This window comes from Micromonospora sp. NPDC049175 (assembly GCF_043197345.1).
GTDB lineage: Bacteria > Actinomycetota > Actinomycetes > Mycobacteriales > Micromonosporaceae > Micromonospora.
The window spans coordinates 175,503-192,947 of record NZ_JBICSY010000007.1; the positions used below are offsets into that span (position 1 = coordinate 175,503).

The window sequence follows — 17,445 nt, forward strand, 5'->3', positions numbered from 1 at the left end:
CCCGTACCGCTCTACGATTTGGTCTGTGGACTTTCCGGAGCTGGCCGCCCGCACCCGCCGGTTCAGCCACGGCGCGCCGCGCGCTGTCTCCGTGGCCGACGACGGCTCCCGGGTGATCTTCCTACGCTCGGCCGGGCCGGAGGATCCGGCGGACGCGCTCTGGCTGTTGGACGTGGCCACCGCCGAGGAGCGCCTGGTCGCGGACCCGGCGACCCTGCTGGGCGAGGGCGGGGACGTGCGGTCCCTCTCCCCTGGCGAACGCGCGCTGCGTGAGCGGTTACGGCTCAGCGCCGCGGGCATCGGCTCGTACGCGCTGGACGCCGCCGGGCGGATCGCGGTGTTCGCGCTGGCCGGGCGGTTGTTCCGGGCCGATCTGGTGCACGGCGACGTGGTGGAGGTGGCCACCGTCGGCCCGGTGCTGGATCCACGTCCGGACCCGACCGGGCAGCGGCTGGCGTACGTGACCGACGCGGGCGAGGGTGTGCGTCGGGGCGAGCTGCGGGTGATCGAGGCCGACGGCGCCGACACCCTGCTGGCCGGCGAGGACGCCGGGGTGAGCTGGGGGCTGGCCGAGCACATCGCGGCGGAGGAGTTCGGCAGGTTCCGGGGCTACTGGTGGGCGCCGGACGGGCGCTCGGTGCTCGCCGCCCGGGTCGACGAGTCCCGCCTGGACCGCTGGCACCTGCACGACCCGGCCGAGCCGGCCAGTCCGCCGACCGCCGTGGCGTACCCCCGGGCTGGTGGACCGAACGCGGAGGTCAGCCTGCACCTGCTGGACCTCGACGACGGCTGGGTCGACGTGCACTGGGACCGGGAGACCTACCCGTACCTGACCGCGGTGAGCTGGGTCGAGGGCAGCCCGCTGATCACCGTCTTGCGCCGCTCGCAGCAGCACGGGTTGGTGCTCGCGGTGGACCCTCGCACGGGTGAGACGCAGGTGCACGCGGAGCTGGCCGATCCGCGCTGGGTCGAGCCGATCGCCGGCACCCCGGCGCACCTGCCGGACGGCCGGGTGCTGGTCGGCGGGGAGCTGGCACACGACGGGTACGACGCGCGGTGTCTGTTCGCGGACGGCACCCTGCTCACTCCGCCGTCGCTGTACGTACGGCGGGTCGTGGGTCGGCTGCCGGCCAGTTCCGGTCCGGCCGACCTGCTGGTCGAGGCCAGCGACGGTGAGCCGAGCGAGCGGCACCTGTTCCGGGTCCGCACCACAATCGGTGGTGGGGTGGACGCCCGCCGGATCACCACCGACTCGGGTTGGCACACCGCCGCCGTGGGCGGCGACGTGCTGGCCGTCGGGGTCGCGTCACTCGACCACGCGGGCGTGCGGTGGACGGTGCGGCGCGGCGACCAGGAGCTGGCCGAGTTGCGGTCGCTGGCCGCGGCCCCTCCGTATTCTCCGCTGCCGTTGCTGGAGCGGGTGACCGATCGGCGGCTGCCGGCGGCGGTGCTCTACCCGGACCACCACGTGACGGGCCGGCGGCTGCCGGTGCTGTTGGACATCTACGGCGGGCCGGGGCACCAGGAGGTCGTGGCGGCGCGGGCGGCCTGGTTGGAACGGCAGTGGTGGGCCGATGCCGGGTTCGCGGTGGTCACCATCGACAACCGGGGTACGCCGGGAGTGGCACCGTCGTTCGAGAAGGCGATCCACCGGCGGATGGCCGACGTGACCCTGACCGACCAGATCGACGCCCTGACCGCGCTCGCCGGCAAGCACCCCGACCTGGACATGGGGCGGGTGGGGATTCGTGGCTGGTCGTTCGGCGGGTGGCTGGCCGGGTTGGCGGTGTTGCGTCACCCGGAGCTGTTCCGGTGCGGGATCGCGGGCGCGCCGGTGACCGACTGGACGCTGTACGACACCGCGTACACCGAGCGTTATCTGGGGTTGCCGGAGGACGGCATGGACGTCTACGCGCACCACTCACTTGTCGAGTTGGCCGCCGAGCCGGTCACCGGCCCCGACCAGGCCCGCCCGTTGCTGCTGGTGCACGGCCTGGCCGACGACAACGTGGTGGCCGCGCACACGCTCCGGCTCTCCGCGGCCCTGCTGAGCACCGGTCGCCCGCACGCGGTCCTGCCGCTGACCGGCGCCACCCACATGGCCGCGAACGGCACCGCCGAGCGACTGCTCCCCCTGGAACTCGACTTCCTCCGTACCCATCTGCTGTGAAAGCGCTGTTGGATAAGTGATTTCGGCACGTCGGGCACTCTGCCGATGCCATGCTGACCGAAGCGGGACCCGGCACAGAGATCGCCAGGGCGGCACCGCTTTCCCTTCATTCCGAAAGGACTCCACAATGGTGGGCATTGCGCAGAAACCTTCGGTCGCCGCCGTGCAGGAAGGCGAATTTCCGGTCACGCACTTTCGAACGGCGACAGTCAACGGGATCGATATCTTCTATCGGGAGGCCGGACCGGCAGACGGCCCAGCGGTCCTGCTGCTGCACGGATTTCCCACGGCGTCCTCGCAGTTTCGCCATCTGATCCCCCTGCTCGCGGACCGGTACCGGGTGATCGCCCCGGATTTCCCGGGTTTCGGCCACAGCGCCAGTCCGGACCGGTCGTCGTTCGACTACACGTTCGCCAACTTCGCCAACCTCATGGAAGGCCTGCTCGGCCAACTCGGCGTGGATCGCTACGCGCTCTACTGCTTCGACTACGGCGCGCCGACCGGCTACCGGCTGGCCCTCAAGGGCCCCGACCGGGTCAGCGCGCTCATCGTGCAGAACGGCAACGCGTACGAGGAGGGCCTGAGTGCGTTCTGGGATCCGATCAAGGCCTACTGGGCGGAGAAGACCGACGAGCGCCGCCAGGCCATCGCGTTCATCCTCAGCTCCGACACGGTCAAGCAGCAGTACACGGCGGGGGTGCAGGACGTCAGTCGGCTCGACCCCGACCGGTGGGACCACGACGACATGCAGCTCGCTCGCCCCGGCAACGCGGACATCCAGCTGGATCTGTTCTACGACTACGGCAGCAACGTCACGTTGTACCCGGAGTTCCATGCCTTCTTCCGCGACCACCAACCGCCGACGCTGATCGTCTGGGGCAAGAACGACCCGGTCTTCCCGGCCGCTGGCGCCCACCCCTATCGCAAGGACCTGCCGTCGGCCGAGTTCCACCTGCTCGACACCGGCCACTTCCTGCTGGAAGACAAGCTCGACGTCGCCGCGCCGATGATCCGCGACTTCCTCGACCGCTCCATCGGTCGTTCCTGAACGCGGGGACGGCTCGGCCAGCGCCGTCACCCCGGCGGGGACAATGCGACAATGTCAGATTTTACGAAGCCCCTCGGTTACCGCCTGATCACCGGACCCGATGATGCCGAATTCTGCGCCCGCGTCAGCGCGCTTCTCGATCAGGGCTATCGACTGCATGGTTCACCGGCGCTGACCTTCGACGGCGAACGCGTCATCGCCGCGCAAGCGGTGGTGTTGCCGCACCCGGTCGATCCCGAGGCGGCCACGGACGACGCCAGGTAGGGGCGCGGTGGCACCAGCCACTGTCACCAACGCTCCACGAGGTGTTCCCGACCCTGCGGCGGATCGTACGGTTCGGGCCAGTAGTCGATGATCTTGTTAATCAGCCCCTGCTCGGACATCTCGAGCCAGACGCACGCGTCCTGTTGCTCGTCGCCGACGCGGACGTCGAGCAACAGGGCGGCGGAACGGCCATCGGCGACCACCCGTCGCGGCCGGAGGTGCCAATCACCGGGATATTCGGTGTTGAACCGCAGGAAGCCGTCCCTCCCGCGAATGCGCTCCCGGGTCTGTGGCATCTCGTAGACCACATCGTCGCTGAGCAGGGCGGCCAGCCCGGACCAGTCGCGGCGTTCCAGAAGGTCGACGTAGGCGTGCGCGGCCTGCCGGGTCGTCGAGGTGTCGTCCACGACGCGGACCCTAACCTCCACCAACGACAGTCTGGCGAGCCTTCGATGGCCACAACCTTGGGGGGCCATGCCGGAGCCGACGCGGGCGGCCACCCGGAGATGGGACGGCGCTGGCGGTGGACGCGGGCGTCGCCCGCCGCACCGAGCGGCAACGAGAGGTCAGGGGCGAGCGTCGAACTGGGTCCGGGCTTCGAAGACGCGGTCCATGTGTGTCTCCGCCCAGTCCTTGATCGCGACCATGACCGGGAACAGCTCATGGCCGAGCGGGGTGAGCGCGTAGTCGACGCGGACCGGCATCGAGGCAGTGACCGTGCGGGTGACCAGGCCGTCGCGTTCCAGCGTGCGCAGGGTCTGGGTGAGCATCTTCTGACTGACGCCGGCGATGCGGCGGGCGAGTTCGCCATGCCGCTGCGGGCCGCTGGCGAGCGCTGGGATCACCAGGGCGACCCACTTGTCAGTGAGCCTGCTCAACAGCCCGCGGGTCGGGCATTGTTCCAGGAACGCGTCGTAGTCACGTTTGGCCTGGTCGCGGCGCTGCGCCGCAGTCATCGTCGCCATCTTCTTTCTCCTCGGGTTCCCTAGGCACTTTACGGTACCTACTTACTGACAGTTCCGTCGATTCGTACGGTCGTGGTGATCACGAGGTCCCACGAAGGAGTCGGCGATGCGCGCAGTCAGCTATGCACAGTTCGGAGGGCCGGAGGTCCTGCACGTGATCGACGTGCCAGTACCCGAGCCCGGTCCGGGGCAGGTCCGGGTGCGGGTCGCGGCGTCAGTCGTACATCCAGTCGATCTGATGCTCCGCTCCGGTCGGTTTCCGGCCCCGTTGCCGACCGGTCTGCCGTACACGCCGGGCTGGGACGTCGCCGGCAGCATCGACGCGGTCAGCCCGTCGGTCGAGGAGTTCAGGATCGGCGACGAGGTCATCGGCTTCTCGCACTGGCTACGCACCACGGTCGGCACCCACGCGGAGTATGTGGTCCTCGACGCCGCCGGGCTGACCTCCGCGCCCGCCGGCGTCCCCGCCACCGAATCAGCGACCCTGCCGACCAATGGCCTGGCCGCCGCCCAGGCCCTCGACCTGCTCGGGCTCCCCGCGGGCTCGACCGTGCTCGTCACCGGAGCCGCCGGGCAGGTCGGCGGGTTCGTGCTGGCGCTGGCCCGGGCGGCCGGTCTGCACGCCACGGGACTCGCCGGCGCCGACGACCGCGAGTTCGTCGAGTCGCTGGGCGGGGCGTTCCTGTCGCGCGCCGACGATCCGACGGGGACGTTCGACGCGGTCATCGACCTGGCGGTGCTCGGCCCCGGGCTGCTGGACCTCGTCCGGGACGGGGGCGGCTATGTGGCCGCTTCACCTCCACTTCGCCCGGAGTCGGTGCGGGGAATTCGGACCCTCGCACTGGAGGTGCTGCCGGACGGATCCCGGCTGGGTGAGTTGGTCAAACTCGTCACCAGCGGCGACATCCCGCTCCGGGTCGCTGACGTGTACCCCTTCACCGACGCGGCGGCGGCCCACGACCGACTGGCCCGAGGCGGCGTGCGCGGCGGCGTGGTGATCGTCCCCTGATCAGTCGCTCACGGCCCTGCCGATGACCGGCCAGCCGCTCACGGCTGGCCGATCATCAGTCCGAGGGAAGCGACGGCTCGACGTCCTGTCGCGTCAGCGAAAGGAGTCGATGGTGCGCGCGGCCCAGGCGGCGAAGGGGCGTGGCGGTCGGCCCAGGACCTCCGACACGTCCGGGCTGATCCGCTGCTCCCGTGCGGTCGGCGCACCGATGATCGCCAGCGTTCCCTCGACCACCGGTGGTGGCATGAATCGCAGCAGCTGTTCGCGGGCCTCGTCGGGCGTCTGCTCGACGAAACTGATCGGTTCGCCGAGCGCGGTAGCGAGATCGGCAACCCGTTCACGTGGCGTGCTCAGCGTCGGACCGGTCAGCTCATACGTGCGACCGACGTGGGCGCCGTCGCGGAGGGCGACAGCCGCCACCTCGGCGATGTCGTCCGGATCGATCACCGGCAGACCGACCTCGCCAAACGGTGCGGCCACCATTCGTCCATCGCGGACTGATTCGGCCCAACCGAGGGCGTTGGAGGCGAAGCCGCCGGGGCGCAGGATCGTCCAGTCGAGGCCGGAGCGGCGTACCTGCTCCTCGATGGCGCGCAGGGGCGCGTGCGACGCCGTCCCGGGCCTGGTGCCGACCGCCTGCGAGGATTGCAGCACGATGCGCTTCACGCCGGCGTCCGTGGTCACCCGCAGGATCTCGGGCACGTCGAGATGCGCTCCGGCGCCCTCCACGAGCAGGAACAACGCCTCGGCGCCAGCGAGCGCCGGCCGCAGGCTCTCCGGCCGCTCCAGGTCCGCGCGATGGTGGCGAACCCCGTCCGGTACGACGACCGGGCGTCGCGCGCGGGACACCGCCGTCGCCGCGGCACCCGACGCGGCGAGGATGGACAAGAGCGTCCGACCGACATTCCCGGTGGCGCCTGTCACGACGAACATGTCTGAACCTCCAAGTCGACCGCGCCGTCCACGCGGTTGGAGGAGACGTTAGTAGCGCCGATATAGTAGGTACCTAGAGGATAGTAACGGCTCTATGACGGAGGCCACATGCAACGGTCAGCCAACCCCGAGCTGGCGTGCCCGGTCGCGCCGGTCGTCGACATCGTGTTCAGTCGATGGACCACGCCCATTCTGTGGGCCCTGCACGAGTACGGGCGGCAGCGCTTCGTGGAGCTGGAGCGCCGACTGACAAGCATCACACCGAAGGTGCTCACGCAACGGCTACGCCAACTCGAACGCGACGGGCTCGTGGCACGCACCTACTACGCCGAGATGCCACCCCGGGTCGAATACGAGATCACCGAGCTGGGCGCCAGCCTCGGTCCGCTCTTCGCGCACCTGACCACCTGGGCCGACGCCCACCTCGGCGAGGTGGAGCGCGCACGGCACGCCTACGACGCCGGCCGATGAGGCACCACGATCGGGTGCACGAGCTGCCGCCGGTGAGCGATCAGTGCGGGAATGCGCGAGGGATGCGGGCGTCGAGGAATTCGTCACGGAACGCTTGGATGCGTGTGATGACCTGCCGCCTGCCCACGGTGTTCTCGATGCGGTCGAGGTACAGGCACCGGGCGGCCAGCTTGTCGAGATCCACGGTGAAGTAGATCGCCATCAGCGGGTTGACGAAGAGGTCGCCGCTGCCGGTACGCCTGGTGAATCGGACGTCCCCGAAAGCGCCGCTGGTCGCGGCGGCGATCTGCCCTTGGACGATGCTGGGCCGCTGCGGGGTGGCGGCCTGGGCGTCAGCGACGGCAGCGCGGTAGAGCTCCGCCTCCTGGCTGGAACCGGGAATGGACAGAGCGCCGAGGTACCCACCGTCGCGGTCGAGCGCGGCGAGGTTCTCCAGCACCTGTACGTGATTGACGCCGTCGTACGCGTCGATGCCGAAGCCGAGACTGGTCACCAGCTTGACCGGTACGTCCAGCTCGGCCACGGCGGCCAGGCTGGTGATGTCCTCCACCGGGGTGCCGAGATCGCTCTCGTCGCCCCGCAACAGGACATCGGTGCCGCCGTCGACCAGGACCACCGCGTCGATGGCGAGGTGGTCCACCAGGTGCCGGTACGCCGCCCGCAGTGGCTGGACACCGAGCGGCGGAAACGCGTACACCGTCGACGGCAGTTGCTGAGCCGCCAGCCATCGGGCGAGGGTTCGTTCGGGGAAGTACCAGTCGGGGCTCGCGGTATCCGGCTGTACGGCTGCCACATGTTCGGCTACCCACGCGTCCCGGTCGATCAACTCGAGCTCCGAGAAGGAGAGGCTGGCCAGGTGCACCTGCGCGCCGGCGCGCCACAAGGCGAACGCCAGGGGCAGTCCCGCGTACACGTCGAAGCCCCCACCCGCTCCGGCGATCAGGATGCTCCGCGCCGGGGCCAGCGCGGCAAACAGTGGCGGAACGGCCAGCGAGAACGCACCGGAGTCGGCCGACAGCGCGGCAGGGGTGATCACCGCACAATGATCACCGACGGCGGAGGCGTACCTCAACTTCTCTCCCGACAGGAGCCGTCCTTGGTGACTACCCGACCTCGAATCGACCGCGTTCTGGTCAGACGGCTGATCGTGACGCAGTTCCCACAGTGGGCCGGGCTGCCGCTGCACCTGGTCGAGCCGGGCGGGTCCGACCACGTCATCCATCGGCTCGGCGAGGCATTCGTGATCCGGTTGCCCCGGCACGCTGGCGCCGTCAGTCAGGCCGAGAAGGAGTATCGGTGGCTGCCCCGCTTGGCCCCGCACCTTCCGCTGGCCATCCCGCAACCGGGTGGCCGCACAGACCACCCGGCAGATCGGGGACGCGCTCATCGGTTGATGGGTTCGCAGCCGATCACACCGCACGTGATACGGCCGACGGGGCGCTCCGGGGCAGTCAGGTCGCGGCTGAGGTCGGTAGGGTGCCGTCGATGGGGTGCCGGCCATTCCCCGGATGAAATCCTCCGCACGCTCAAGTGACATTTATCGACTCAGAGGAAGCCCGGCATGAGTAGCCCACGCGAAACCTTCCTCCGGCTGGTGAACGGCGTCTGCGACGGTCCGTACGACGACCTGGCTGACCTTTACGCCGAACAGACCCACGTCACGCATCCGTTCCACCCGCTCAACCCGCCTCCGCTGCGCAGCCGCGCTGAGCTGCACGAGCACTTCACCGCGCCGCCCCCGGTCGCCCGGACGCTGAACCGTAAGCCGGTCGACGTGACGATTCATGAAACCGCCGACCCGGAGGTGATCGTCGCCGAGTTCGCCTATCAGGGGCGGGTCAACGAGACGGGTGAGGCGTTCACGGTGCCGTGCGTCTTCGTGATGCGCATCCGCGACGGGCTCATCATCGAGTCGCGCGACTACATCGACCACATCTCCAGCGCGCGGGCCTGGGGTCAACTCGACAGTCTGCTGACCGCGCTTCGTCCGCAGGAGAGCACCACAGTCGAAGGCGCAGCCCAGCCCTGATCCGGCCGGCTACGGCGTCCAGTCGCGCCGGAGCAGACCGTAGATCACCATGTCTTTGAAGCCGTCGCCGTCGTACTCGCGCTCCCGCTGGGTGCCTTCGTGCGTGAAGCCGCAGGTCTCCGCGGTCCGCCGCATGGCGGTGTTGCTGGCCAGCGTCTCCAGTTCCAGACGGCGGAGGTTGCGGTTGCGGAAGCCGTACCGGCAGAGCAGCCGGATCACCTCCGCCCCGTACCCCTGGCCACGGGCCTCGGCTACCAGCGAGATGCCGAGGTGGCCGTACTGATTGAACGGGTTGATCCCCCACAGCGCGCCGCCACCGAGGAACGTGCCGTCGGCCGTGGTTTCGGCAAGCAGCGACACCGGGGCCTGACCGTCGGGCGGCTCGGTGACCTGCTTCTCCAGTCGCGCCCGGACCTGGCCGACGTGGCGCGGCAGGAACGGCTCGCCGTCGGTGATCAGGTGCAACTCGGGATCGCCGTACAGGCGGAGCATGTTCGGCGCGTCGTCTGGCGTGGGCGGGCGCAGTCGGACCCGGTCGGTGGCGAACATGCCGCGACGCTAACAGCCGGCCTGGAGATCCACGACCGGGTATACCTGCTCACAGCACCCCGAGGCCGATGGCGAGTTGGGTGATCATCGGCGGGGCATCCGAGTCGCGGGCGACCTGGGCCACCACGTCCCGGGCGGCTGGCCGGTGGCGGATCTCGGCGGGCGCGATGCTCTCAGCCCGCAACAGGACCCGGGCAGCGTTGGCGGGGTCGTCCGTCTGAAGGTAGGCACGTGCCGCGTCGATCAGATGCGCGGCCCGGTGCTCGATCGGCAGCCATCGCCACCCGTCCCGCCCGATCGCCTCCTCGTGCCGGGCGACTGCCTGCGGCCCGTCGCCCAACTCCACGGCGGCGGCAACCCGCGCCAGCTCGACGGCCGTCGGCCCGAACGCCGTCCAGCAGTGATCATGTCCGTCGCCCACCTGGGCGGCCAGCCTGGCAGCCTCGTCCAGCAGCTCACCGGCCGCCCGGTCGTCACCCGCCCTGGCCGCGATCAGGGCGGCCTGCACCAGCAGCGACCCGCGCAGCGACGCTCCCTCCGGCGTGCCGGGGGCGATCTGGTCCGCGGCAGCCAGCAGCACCGGCCTGGCCCGCGCTGACGCCCGCAGCGCCTGACCGAGTTGCACCGCCGCGCAGCCCAGCAACACCCGGTCGCCGGCGGCGGCCGACATCGCCCGGTCGGCGGCCAACCAGGCCAGGCTCCCCTCGCCCAGCTTGACCAGCAACGCCGCCGTCACCCGATACACCTCCACAATCCCCACCCGTCCGGCCGCGGGGTCCTGGACGTGGGCGCGGTGCACCTCGGTCGCCACCGTGGGCAGCAGCTCGACCAGACGCGGATACCGGGCGTACTGATAGGTCATCCACACCTGCCGCACCTCCCCAGCCAACCGATCGGGCGACAGCACCTGCCGGTCCGTCGGGCAACCAAAGGCCATCGGGTACGCCGACAGTGCCGCCCGAATTCGCGCCACGCCCTCGTCAGACTCGGCCACCCCAGCGGGCTGCACATCACGACCAAGCAGCGACGCGACGTCGACCCGCAACACCGCCGCGATCTCCCGGATCGTCGACACCCGTTCCAGGGACCGAACCCCACGCTCGACCTTGTCCACCCAGCTCTTCGACTTGCCCAACCGATCCGCGAACGACTGCTGCGACAGCCTTCGCCGCACCCGCAGGTACGCGACCCGCCGACCGATCGGCACGGGATCACGGCTCACCACGCCACCGCCGATCCGGCACCGCCCGAGTCGTCTCCTCCACCGGGATCCGTTCCGCCTCGGCCTGCGCGAGCAACCGGCGTTTGGCCTCATCCCGTTCATCGGCGTCGACTTGCTCGCCACGGCTCTGTGGCAATGCCGGCTCCGTGCTATCCACCTGCGACCTCCCTGGGAGGCGCGGCTGCGGTGCCCTGAAGAGGACTACCGCCGCCGCGCTCGCTGAGGGGTACGGATCGCAGCAGGACCGATGGAAACATCCACTCGTCGATCGCACCCTGTAGCCACATGCTCACTTGGCGAGAGAGCGACGGCCAGGTACACGACAGACCAGGACAAACGGAATTGGGGGAAGGTCGTACGTCCCGGGCGACTACGCGCCGACCAGAGAGGCCAGTTCGGCAAGTTCCTTGGACATCGCCCGCCGACGCCGCTCGGAGATCGACTGGACGATGTCGCGGGCATACCGTTGCTGTCGCAGCCAGGCAGGCGCCTGGTCTCGCAGTTCAAGCAACACGCCGGTGGCTTCAGCGTAGGCGCCGGTCTGCGCGTGCGAGAACGCAACGTCCAGACGGTGCCGCTGCCGCGACGACGGAGTCACCTGCGGAGACCGATGAACCTGCTGCGCCAAGGCCAGTGCCTCGTCGGGGCGGCCGGCGATCACCGCCGACTCCACCCGCATCAGATGAACGCCCTCAACCGAATAGTCATTGCCCGTGACATCGGCGTCCGGATTCGGGCGGCCGCCGAGCCGATGCGCGCCGGCCGCCGCCAGGTCGAGCATGTCCCGCGCGTCATCGTGCCGAGCATCCCGGACAGCGGCCGACGCTCCCTTGATCAGCAGGAAGCCCCATGCGGCAAGGTCGGCCGGGGACGCCGTGGACAGCTTCGGCTCCACCTGGTCAGCAGTCCGCACCGCGAGGGTTTCCGCTTCACCAAAACGTGCCTGCCGCAACAGCAGCCAGCACATCGGCGCGACCGCAGCGGCACCCACCATCTGGTCACCACTACGCCGTGCGTGGTCGAGGGCTGCGGTGAGGGCGACGTGCGCGAGGTCAGCGCGGCGAAGTTGGATAAGCAGCCGACCAGCCAACTGGTGAGCCCGCGATGCCAGTGCGTGCGCGACCAACCGCTCATCACCATCAGCGACTTCGACAAAGGTCAGAGCCTCGTCGAGCAGGCCGGGAATCAGCGCAAGGGCGGCTGCATAGTCATTGGCGTGGTAGATCGTGTTCGCTGCTCGGATCGAACCGCGCACGTCAGCAGAGGTCGGCGGCCCGACCTCGGGATGGTCGACCACCGAACGGCCGTCAAGGCCGGACACCGGGGTCAGGGCACGACGAACATCAACAAGACCGAGCGGCTCGGCATCGGGCTCTCGCATCGCCTGGGCCTGCGCCGCTGAACCCATCAGCGCAGACGTGGGCACACCCAGAGCAGTGGCCAACTTGTTGAGGGTCGACATGCGGGCGCTGGTCCGCTCGTTCTGCTCCAACTTGCGGATCGTCTCGACGCTCACGCTCGCGCGCTCTGCCAATCGCTCCTGGGTGAGGGTTGACTCAGTCCGCAGCTTGCGCAGATGATCACCGATGGTCGAATGCATCGCAGCCTCCCAGGTAGCGGGGTGAGCCCCTTCCCTGCCGGCCGTCCGACGGGCCACCACTTCGGACGGTACACCGAACCAGGCCGATAGCAATGCCACAGTGCATTCGGACCGAAGCTGTGGTGAAGGACTGAGGCAGCGGGGGGCCACGCGTGAGAACTCGTCGGTAGGGTGACCTTCTCATTGCCATCGAAACCGCCGGTTACCCCACCCACTACTGTCGACAGCGCTTGATGGCATTCGGATACGCGTATACAACTTGAGTTCGAGTGCGCGGGCGCCGTCGCGCGAGACACAGGGTGAGCGATTCGCAACTTGCACGAGGAGTCAGCTCTGGGGCTGCCAACTCCCGCACCCAGGCCTCGTCGCGTCGACTTCCCCTCATTGGTTAGTGTTGTGGCAGCCCAGGATGAGGGAACGTGTTGATCAACGCAGCAGACGCAGCACTCGACAAGATCGACCAATCTGTGCAGCCCAGTGCAGCTGACTACCAGCGTTTTCAAGCCAAGGCCGATGAGGTAGCCGACGTGCTGGTGCGTAGTGGCGTATGCGCCGAGTGCAGATTGGTCGGATCCGTCGCTCGCGCAACCGCTCTCAGCAGCCACTCCGATGTCGATCTACTGGCGATCCTGGAAACCGCTGAGCAATCCCACCTTGAACCGCGTCAAGGGATCGCGGATCTGGCCGCTGCCCTGACAGCAGCCAGCATCATGGTAGAACCGGATGAATTCGTAGCCTCAGCAAAATTCGCGCGCCCGCCAGCGGTTGACGTCATGCCCGCGATTCGCTATGGCAGACAGAATGGTTACCTCATTCCAGCGGGTCGCAACAATGAATGGCAAACCTTTTTTCCCACAAGATTGAAAACGCTAACGGAACGTTCGATTCTCAGGCTCGGTGCGCGTTTCGTAACCGTGGTGCGATTATTGAAGCTATGGAATATCTCGCGTGAGGCGAGACTTGAGTCTTCCGACCTTGAAGAGTTGGCCAGCCTCGCGCTCGAAGACCTTCACACCGTTCCGCCATATTCCCGGTGCCTAGCGCAAATTCTCTCCCTTTGTGCCAGCTGGGTCGGCGGCGATATGGATACAGAAAATCGGATGGGTCGACCTCCCCCCTCCAGGGTACGAGATGCCCGCACACTCGAAATCATAAAAGAGTCAACCGCAATCGCGCTTGCAATGCCGCAGACCTCACGCAAAGATGCAGCCTCAGGCCTCGTAGAGGAGTTCTTCGGTGGCAAACTCGCCGGACGTGCCTACTGAGCTAGCCGCTATCGCGCACGAACAACTAAAGGCTGCATCTCAAGCATATTCATGTAGTCGGCGGCTACAGGTCGTGACGCTAATCGTGACGTTAATTGCCGTACTCATGCCTCGGCTGTCCTATTTCGCCGCGATTGTCGCCTTCCTGTGCCAGATCGCAACCTTCTACTTACGGCACCAAGGTCAGCAGAAACAAGGCGTGGGAGACGAAATTCGACGGCGGGCGATGCTGCTCGACGCGCTTGAGCCCTTTGACCAAGCTTTCGACCTGACGGAACTTCTTCGCAAGGCCGGCACCGAGATCCGGAATCGCGCCGCCGACAGTGTGGAGTCGGACTACTTCGCGAGCAAGGCCGCAGATGGCCTTGTTCGACTTCGGGACCATTTAAGAGAGAATGCATTTTGGAATCGGTGCCTCTATCATGAATGCGCCCAGAGCGGCACGCACCTACTGACTATCGTAATGTCGTCGGCGACACTTGTCTTCTTATTCGCACTGGCGATCGTCCCATCGAGCACCACAGCGAACCTTACTCGCGTCTTCATTGCCCTCATGGGTTTTTTCGTTGCATACGCGCTTCTGGCCGACGTCACTTCGTGGAAATCTGCTTCCCGTGCGATCGAGTCGATCGATCGTCGGCTTGATTCCATCAAGAGTCTGTCAGAGACGGAGTTGAGAAGTTTTGCACTCGGAGAACTGCTCGCGATATTTTCCGAGTACACCGTCGCCACGTCGAAAGTTCCACCCATCCCGGAACGCACCTACACGAAGCATCGTGAACGTTTGAACACCTTGTGGCGGGGACGCGAAAACGGCTTGAAGACCTCGCTCCTCGGGCCTGCCGCACCGGCGGGGAAAGGGGAGACTTTGAATGGTTGAGTGTCGTATCTTTCCTGACTGACTGGCGGACTGCTGTCTGGAAGCTCTGAAACTTATCGTCGCCAATGCGCGACACACAAGCTAACGGGTGTCCGCTGGTCGCGCGTGCCGTCCGCTATCGAGTCAGGGGCCGGTACGCCTCGTACACCTCACGGAACGCTGCCGCTTCCGCCGTTCCGGTGCGTTCGACCTTCCGGAGCACCTCCCGCGCCCGCCACCAGTTCGAGGACACCACCCGCCCCGACCGGACCGCGTCGGCGGCCACGACGCCGGCCTCATCCGGCTGGTCGGAAGCCAACAGCGCCATGGCGAGATCGAGACGGGCGGAAGCAGAGCGCCGTGGCCGCTCCCCGCCATCGCCGCGCGGGTCCAACTCCGCCAAGACGGTCCGGGCGACCTGCTCGGCGGCCGGGTCGCCCGCCCACGACAGCGTGGTCGCCGTGTACGCCAATGCCTTCGTCGGGTCGTACCGGTAGTGGTGCTCGGCCCGCTCCGGCACCGGCAGGTTCGCCGTCAACCGGTCCAAACGATCAAGCGCCTCACGGGTCCGCCGAACGTCGGCCAACCGCGCCCACACCCGCGCCTCCTGGGCGGTCGCCTGGATGTACGCCGAACCACCCCGCGGCGCCACCCGCTGCGCCTGCCGCGACAGGTCCATCGCCCGCCGGTAGTCGCCCTGGGTGAGCGAGTCCCACGCCTGCGTCTCCAGACACCACGCCTGAATCTCCTGATGCTCGGCATGCTCGGCAAGAGCCATTGCCGTACGCAGATGAGCGCCCGCCGCAGGCTGTTGTAGCAAGTCGATGTGGACCGTCGCCCGCAGCACCGTCAGCCAGCCACCGGCGACGACGAGCCGTCGGCGCTGCGCAAGTGTCCCGCGACCGTCGAGCAGCCGCCCCACATAGGCCAACTGGCGACGCACGAGTGGCAGCAGGTCATCCGGCCGCACGAGCGCGTACGCGCTCGCCAGGTCGTCCACACCTGCCTCGATCCGAGCGAGCGTGTCGGCGCTGACATCGCTGACCCGCACCCGAGCCAGCAACTCCCCGGCCTCGGTGTCGTGGTCGACGGGCTCGTCCACCAGACGGGCGAGCGTCCCGCCGGCCCGCAACACGTCGTCGAGGTGCCTCGCCGTCTCCGGGGTGGGGGCCTTCGCACCGGTCTCCAGATCGTGCAGGTGGCTCTTGCCCCGATGCGCGAGCTGGCCGAGCGCCCGCAGAGACAGCCCTTTGCTGGTACGTAGCGCGCGAGGCTGGGCACCGAAGCGCGGATCGACCTGCGACACGATGACGCCCCCAATCGAGAGGCAGGACAGTCAGACCGGATCCGCGGACCACTGCTACGGACAGTACATCGAGCAAACACGGCACCCATGCGGGCTGGACGCTCTCGTTGCCGCCGCCGCATGGACAGTCGTCCGCGGGATGCTTCGACGTCCAAGGCCCCGGGAAGAATGGCCCTGGTCGCCCGAGCACTGCGCCACCACAGAGCACCACCAGCAGCCAGCCGGCGAGCAGGCGCGCCGACACGGCCATCCTGGCCTGGTTCCCGGGACCGAGTCGGCGGTGTTCGTACAGCCGGGCGGCAACTACCGCCAGCACAGCCACCACATCAGCAGAATCGGCCCCACCGTGAACATCATCAGCCGCACCGATGATCATGCCAGCGCGTTACGAGCTGAGTCAGACGCCGACTCTCGGGGTCCCCCACAGAGACAGGCAGAACGGATGCCCGGCCGGGTCGGCGTACACGTAGCAGTGGTCCGCGTTGGGCTGATGCTCGAATCGGGTAGCACCGGCCGCCAGCACACGCGCTCCGGTCGCCTCCAGGTCGTCGACGAAGAACTCGAGGTGCATCTGCATCCCCACCTCGCCATCCGGCCAGGTGGGTGTCCGGTAGTCGTCGACCTGCTGGAACCCGATGTCACCGTTCGGCCCTTCGACGAGCGCCCAGCACTCGTCACCATTCGCGACCCCGCCGGTGATCTCGGCGTAGAACCGTGCGAGCGCGATGGCGTCGGGCGCGTTGACGGTCGTCAGGCTGAGCCTGATCAGGTCCGACATCAGCCGATCCCAATCCGCTGGTACGTCGGCGTGAGTTCTTCCCAACGTTCCTTCCAGTCGGGCGCTTGGGCGTCGGAACCCCAGCCCTCGGGGTGGACCGGGCCGTCGACCTCCAGCGACCGACCGAGATCCTCCAGGTGGACCCGCCAACCAGAGGCGTGGAACGGGAGACTCCCAATCGGCAGGCCGCGCTCCTCAACCAGCAGCCGGGTCTTGGAGCCCTCCTCGGTCAGCCACGCCTCGATCTGCCCCTCGTCGTCCGTACCCGGCTTCGTCGTCAGCAGCAGGTGGTGGGGCGCGTCGCACACCTCGATGCGCGCCGGACCGGTCCAGCTGCTCGTGAAGACTGCCTGGATCGTGCCGCCGACCCGCATGTCGCCGTCGACCCGGGCCATCCAGCGGGCCAGCCGCTCGGGCGTCGTACACGCCTGCCAGAGGTCGCCGATATCCGTGTCGTAAAGGTTCTCGACCCGGACTGCTCCGCGGGTCTCGTCGAGCTTTCGCATCGTCGCGGTCGTCGTCATCGTCGCGCCTTCTTTCCTCGTGCGACCTCGGTATGAAGAGCGTCGAGCCGGTTCTCCCAGAGCCGGCGGTACTCTCCCAGCCACTCGTCGACCTCGACGAGCGCCTCCGGGCGGAGCGTGTAGATCCGGCGTTGCGCGTCCTGGCGTACGTCGACCAGCCCGGCTTCCCGCAGAACCCGGAGATGCCGGGAGACGCCCGGGCGGGCGATCGGGAGAGCCTCGGCCAGCTCTCCCGCACTCGCCGGGCGCTCGCGGAGAATATCGAGAACCGTGCGTCGACTCTCGTCTGCCAGCGCATGCAACACGGCGTCCATGGCGTCAATGTAACCCGCCGGGTACGTACCCACAAGGTTACGTTCAATCCGTGAAGGGGTGTCTCGTCGTGTCCAGCAGAGACAGAAGGGTCCCCTCCCGACGACGCTGTCGGGAGGGGACCCTTGCCTGCGGTGCGGG

20 protein-coding genes are annotated in these 17,445 nt (G+C 68.1%); 8 read left to right on the forward strand and 12 right to left on the reverse strand.

The window, feature by feature from the left end:
- Positions 1 to 25: 25 nt before the first annotated feature.
- From ACGFH8_RS26725 to ACGFH8_RS26735, 3 genes are all read left to right on the forward strand, one after another.
- Positions 26 to 2,170, forward strand: coding sequence for a prolyl oligopeptidase family serine peptidase (locus ACGFH8_RS26725; protein ID WP_393372124.1), 2,145 nt, complete (start codon positions 26 to 28; stop codon positions 2,168 to 2,170).
- A gap of 127 nt (positions 2,171 to 2,297) precedes the next feature.
- On the forward strand, positions 2,298 to 3,218 hold the full coding sequence (locus tag ACGFH8_RS26730; RefSeq protein WP_393372126.1) for an alpha/beta fold hydrolase: 921 nt from the start codon (positions 2,298 to 2,300) through the stop codon (positions 3,216 to 3,218).
- 51 nt (positions 3,219 to 3,269) lie between these two features.
- Positions 3,270 to 3,482 carry a DUF1737 domain-containing protein gene (locus tag ACGFH8_RS26735; protein ID WP_393372129.1) on the forward strand — a complete coding sequence of 71 codons (213 nt, stop codon included), beginning with the start codon at positions 3,270 to 3,272 and terminating at the stop codon, positions 3,480 to 3,482.
- A gap of 23 nt (positions 3,483 to 3,505) precedes the next feature.
- On the opposite strand, the gene ACGFH8_RS26740 is transcribed toward ACGFH8_RS26735, so the two are convergent.
- Both ACGFH8_RS26740 and ACGFH8_RS26745 read right to left on the reverse strand, forming a co-directional pair.
- Complete coding sequence (locus ACGFH8_RS26740; protein WP_393372439.1) at positions 3,506 to 3,958, reverse strand: nuclear transport factor 2 family protein; 453 nt, start codon at positions 3,956 to 3,958, stop codon at positions 3,506 to 3,508.
- Between the two features lie 90 nt (positions 3,959 to 4,048).
- Positions 4,049 to 4,447 (reverse strand): winged helix-turn-helix transcriptional regulator, encoded by a 399-nt coding sequence (locus tag ACGFH8_RS26745; RefSeq protein ID WP_393372131.1) that lies wholly within the window; start codon positions 4,445 to 4,447, stop codon positions 4,049 to 4,051.
- Positions 4,448 to 4,553: 106 nt separating this feature from the next.
- On the opposite strand from ACGFH8_RS26745, the gene ACGFH8_RS26750 reads away from it, so the two are divergent.
- The gene (locus ACGFH8_RS26750; protein ID WP_393372133.1) at positions 4,554 to 5,456 is read left to right on the forward strand and encodes an NADP-dependent oxidoreductase; all 903 of its coding nucleotides are present in this window, start codon (positions 4,554 to 4,556) and stop codon (positions 5,454 to 5,456) included.
- Positions 5,457 to 5,549: 93 nt separating this feature from the next.
- Here ACGFH8_RS26750 and ACGFH8_RS26755 read toward each other — a convergent pair whose 3' ends face one another.
- Complete coding sequence (locus ACGFH8_RS26755) at positions 5,550 to 6,389, reverse strand: NAD(P)H-binding protein (RefSeq protein WP_393372136.1); 840 nt, start codon at positions 6,387 to 6,389, stop codon at positions 5,550 to 5,552.
- Positions 6,390 to 6,497: 108 nt separating this feature from the next.
- Between ACGFH8_RS26755 and ACGFH8_RS26760 the strand changes: the two genes are divergently transcribed.
- A complete protein-coding gene (locus ACGFH8_RS26760) occupies positions 6,498 to 6,860 on the forward strand; it encodes a winged helix-turn-helix transcriptional regulator (RefSeq protein ID WP_393372139.1) in 363 nt (120 codons plus the stop codon).
- Between the two features lie 40 nt (positions 6,861 to 6,900).
- Here ACGFH8_RS26760 and ACGFH8_RS26765 read toward each other — a convergent pair whose 3' ends face one another.
- Positions 6,901 to 7,896 (reverse strand): DUF1152 domain-containing protein, encoded by a 996-nt coding sequence (locus tag ACGFH8_RS26765; RefSeq protein WP_393372142.1) that lies wholly within the window; start codon positions 7,894 to 7,896, stop codon positions 6,901 to 6,903.
- A 525-nt stretch (positions 7,897 to 8,421) separates the two neighbouring features.
- On the opposite strand from ACGFH8_RS26765, the gene ACGFH8_RS26770 reads away from it, so the two are divergent.
- The gene (locus ACGFH8_RS26770) at positions 8,422 to 8,889 is read left to right on the forward strand and encodes a nuclear transport factor 2 family protein (RefSeq protein WP_393372144.1); all 468 of its coding nucleotides are present in this window, start codon (positions 8,422 to 8,424) and stop codon (positions 8,887 to 8,889) included.
- 9 nt (positions 8,890 to 8,898) lie between these two features.
- Here the strand turns inward: ACGFH8_RS26770 and ACGFH8_RS26775 are convergent, their stop codons facing one another.
- The 4 genes from ACGFH8_RS26775 to ACGFH8_RS26790 form a co-directional block, all read right to left on the reverse strand.
- The gene (locus tag ACGFH8_RS26775) at positions 8,899 to 9,438 is read right to left on the reverse strand and encodes a GNAT family N-acetyltransferase (RefSeq protein WP_393372147.1); all 540 of its coding nucleotides are present in this window, start codon (positions 9,436 to 9,438) and stop codon (positions 8,899 to 8,901) included.
- 49 nt (positions 9,439 to 9,487) lie between these two features.
- Complete coding sequence (locus ACGFH8_RS26780; protein ID WP_393372149.1) at positions 9,488 to 10,660, reverse strand: helix-turn-helix domain-containing protein; 1,173 nt, start codon at positions 10,658 to 10,660, stop codon at positions 9,488 to 9,490.
- The gene (locus ACGFH8_RS26785; RefSeq protein ID WP_393372152.1) at positions 10,650 to 10,817 is read right to left on the reverse strand and encodes a hypothetical protein; all 168 of its coding nucleotides are present in this window, start codon (positions 10,815 to 10,817) and stop codon (positions 10,650 to 10,652) included. The genes ACGFH8_RS26780 and ACGFH8_RS26785 overlap by 11 nt, the downstream gene beginning before the upstream one ends.
- Positions 10,818 to 11,030: 213 nt before the next feature.
- Entirely contained in the window at positions 11,031 to 12,260 is a 1,230-nt protein-coding gene (locus ACGFH8_RS26790) for a helix-turn-helix domain-containing protein (RefSeq protein WP_393372155.1), read from the reverse strand.
- Between the two features lie 419 nt (positions 12,261 to 12,679).
- On the opposite strand from ACGFH8_RS26790, the gene ACGFH8_RS26795 reads away from it, so the two are divergent.
- Positions 12,680 to 13,525, forward strand: coding sequence for a hypothetical protein (locus tag ACGFH8_RS26795; RefSeq protein WP_393372157.1), 846 nt, complete (start codon positions 12,680 to 12,682; stop codon positions 13,523 to 13,525).
- Positions 13,526 to 13,598: 73 nt separating this feature from the next.
- Positions 13,599 to 14,405: a hypothetical protein gene (locus tag ACGFH8_RS26800; RefSeq protein ID WP_393372160.1), complete on the forward strand. Its 807-nt coding sequence runs from the start codon at positions 13,599 to 13,601 to the stop codon at positions 14,403 to 14,405.
- 115 nt (positions 14,406 to 14,520) lie between these two features.
- Here the strand turns inward: ACGFH8_RS26800 and ACGFH8_RS26805 are convergent, their stop codons facing one another.
- The 4 genes from ACGFH8_RS26805 to ACGFH8_RS26820 all read right to left on the reverse strand — a co-directional run bounded on the left by ACGFH8_RS26805 (position 14,521) and on the right by ACGFH8_RS26820 (position 17,306).
- Complete coding sequence (locus ACGFH8_RS26805; protein WP_393372441.1) at positions 14,521 to 15,693, reverse strand: helix-turn-helix domain-containing protein; 1,173 nt, start codon at positions 15,691 to 15,693, stop codon at positions 14,521 to 14,523.
- Between the two features lie 394 nt (positions 15,694 to 16,087).
- The gene (locus ACGFH8_RS26810) at positions 16,088 to 16,468 is read right to left on the reverse strand and encodes a VOC family protein (protein WP_393372163.1); all 381 of its coding nucleotides are present in this window, start codon (positions 16,466 to 16,468) and stop codon (positions 16,088 to 16,090) included.
- Entirely contained in the window at positions 16,468 to 16,992 is a 525-nt protein-coding gene (locus ACGFH8_RS26815; protein ID WP_393372164.1) for an SRPBCC domain-containing protein, read from the reverse strand. The genes ACGFH8_RS26810 and ACGFH8_RS26815 overlap by 1 nt, the downstream gene beginning before the upstream one ends.
- The gene (locus ACGFH8_RS26820) at positions 16,989 to 17,306 is read right to left on the reverse strand and encodes an ArsR/SmtB family transcription factor (protein ID WP_393372167.1); all 318 of its coding nucleotides are present in this window, start codon (positions 17,304 to 17,306) and stop codon (positions 16,989 to 16,991) included. Before ACGFH8_RS26820 ends, ACGFH8_RS26815 begins: the two co-directional genes overlap by 4 nt.
- Positions 17,307 to 17,445: the final 139 nt, after the last annotated feature.

Excerpts from the sequence above, each read along its gene's own strand:
- ACGFH8_RS26810 (WP_393372163.1), bottom strand. The coding sequence starts at position 16,468 with ATGTCGGACCTGATCAGGCTCAGCCTGACGACCGTCAACGCGCCCGAC.
- ACGFH8_RS26750 (WP_393372133.1), top strand. The coding sequence starts at position 4,554 with ATGCGCGCAGTCAGCTATGCACAGTTCGGAGGGCCGGAGGTCCTGCAC.
- ACGFH8_RS26775 (WP_393372147.1), bottom strand. The coding sequence starts at position 9,438 with ATGTTCGCCACCGACCGGGTCCGACTGCGCCCGCCCACGCCAGACGAC.
- ACGFH8_RS26760 (WP_393372139.1), top strand. The coding sequence starts at position 6,498 with ATGCAACGGTCAGCCAACCCCGAGCTGGCGTGCCCGGTCGCGCCGGTC.
- ACGFH8_RS26745 (WP_393372131.1), bottom strand. The coding sequence starts at position 4,447 with ATGGCGACGATGACTGCGGCGCAGCGCCGCGACCAGGCCAAACGTGAC.
- ACGFH8_RS26755 (WP_393372136.1), bottom strand. The coding sequence starts at position 6,389 with ATGTTCGTCGTGACAGGCGCCACCGGGAATGTCGGTCGGACGCTCTTG.
- ACGFH8_RS26820 (WP_393372167.1), bottom strand. The coding sequence starts at position 17,306 with ATGGACGCCGTGTTGCATGCGCTGGCAGACGAGAGTCGACGCACGGTT.
- ACGFH8_RS26735 (WP_393372129.1), top strand. The coding sequence starts at position 3,270 with ATGTCAGATTTTACGAAGCCCCTCGGTTACCGCCTGATCACCGGACCC.
- ACGFH8_RS26770 (WP_393372144.1), top strand. The coding sequence starts at position 8,422 with ATGAGTAGCCCACGCGAAACCTTCCTCCGGCTGGTGAACGGCGTCTGC.
- ACGFH8_RS26740 (WP_393372439.1), bottom strand. The coding sequence starts at position 3,958 with ATGGCCCCCCAAGGTTGTGGCCATCGAAGGCTCGCCAGACTGTCGTTG.
- ACGFH8_RS26730 (WP_393372126.1), top strand. The coding sequence starts at position 2,298 with ATGGTGGGCATTGCGCAGAAACCTTCGGTCGCCGCCGTGCAGGAAGGC.
- ACGFH8_RS26790 (WP_393372155.1), bottom strand. The coding sequence starts at position 12,260 with ATGCATTCGACCATCGGTGATCATCTGCGCAAGCTGCGGACTGAGTCA.
- ACGFH8_RS26815 (WP_393372164.1), bottom strand. The coding sequence starts at position 16,992 with ATGACGACGACCGCGACGATGCGAAAGCTCGACGAGACCCGCGGAGCA.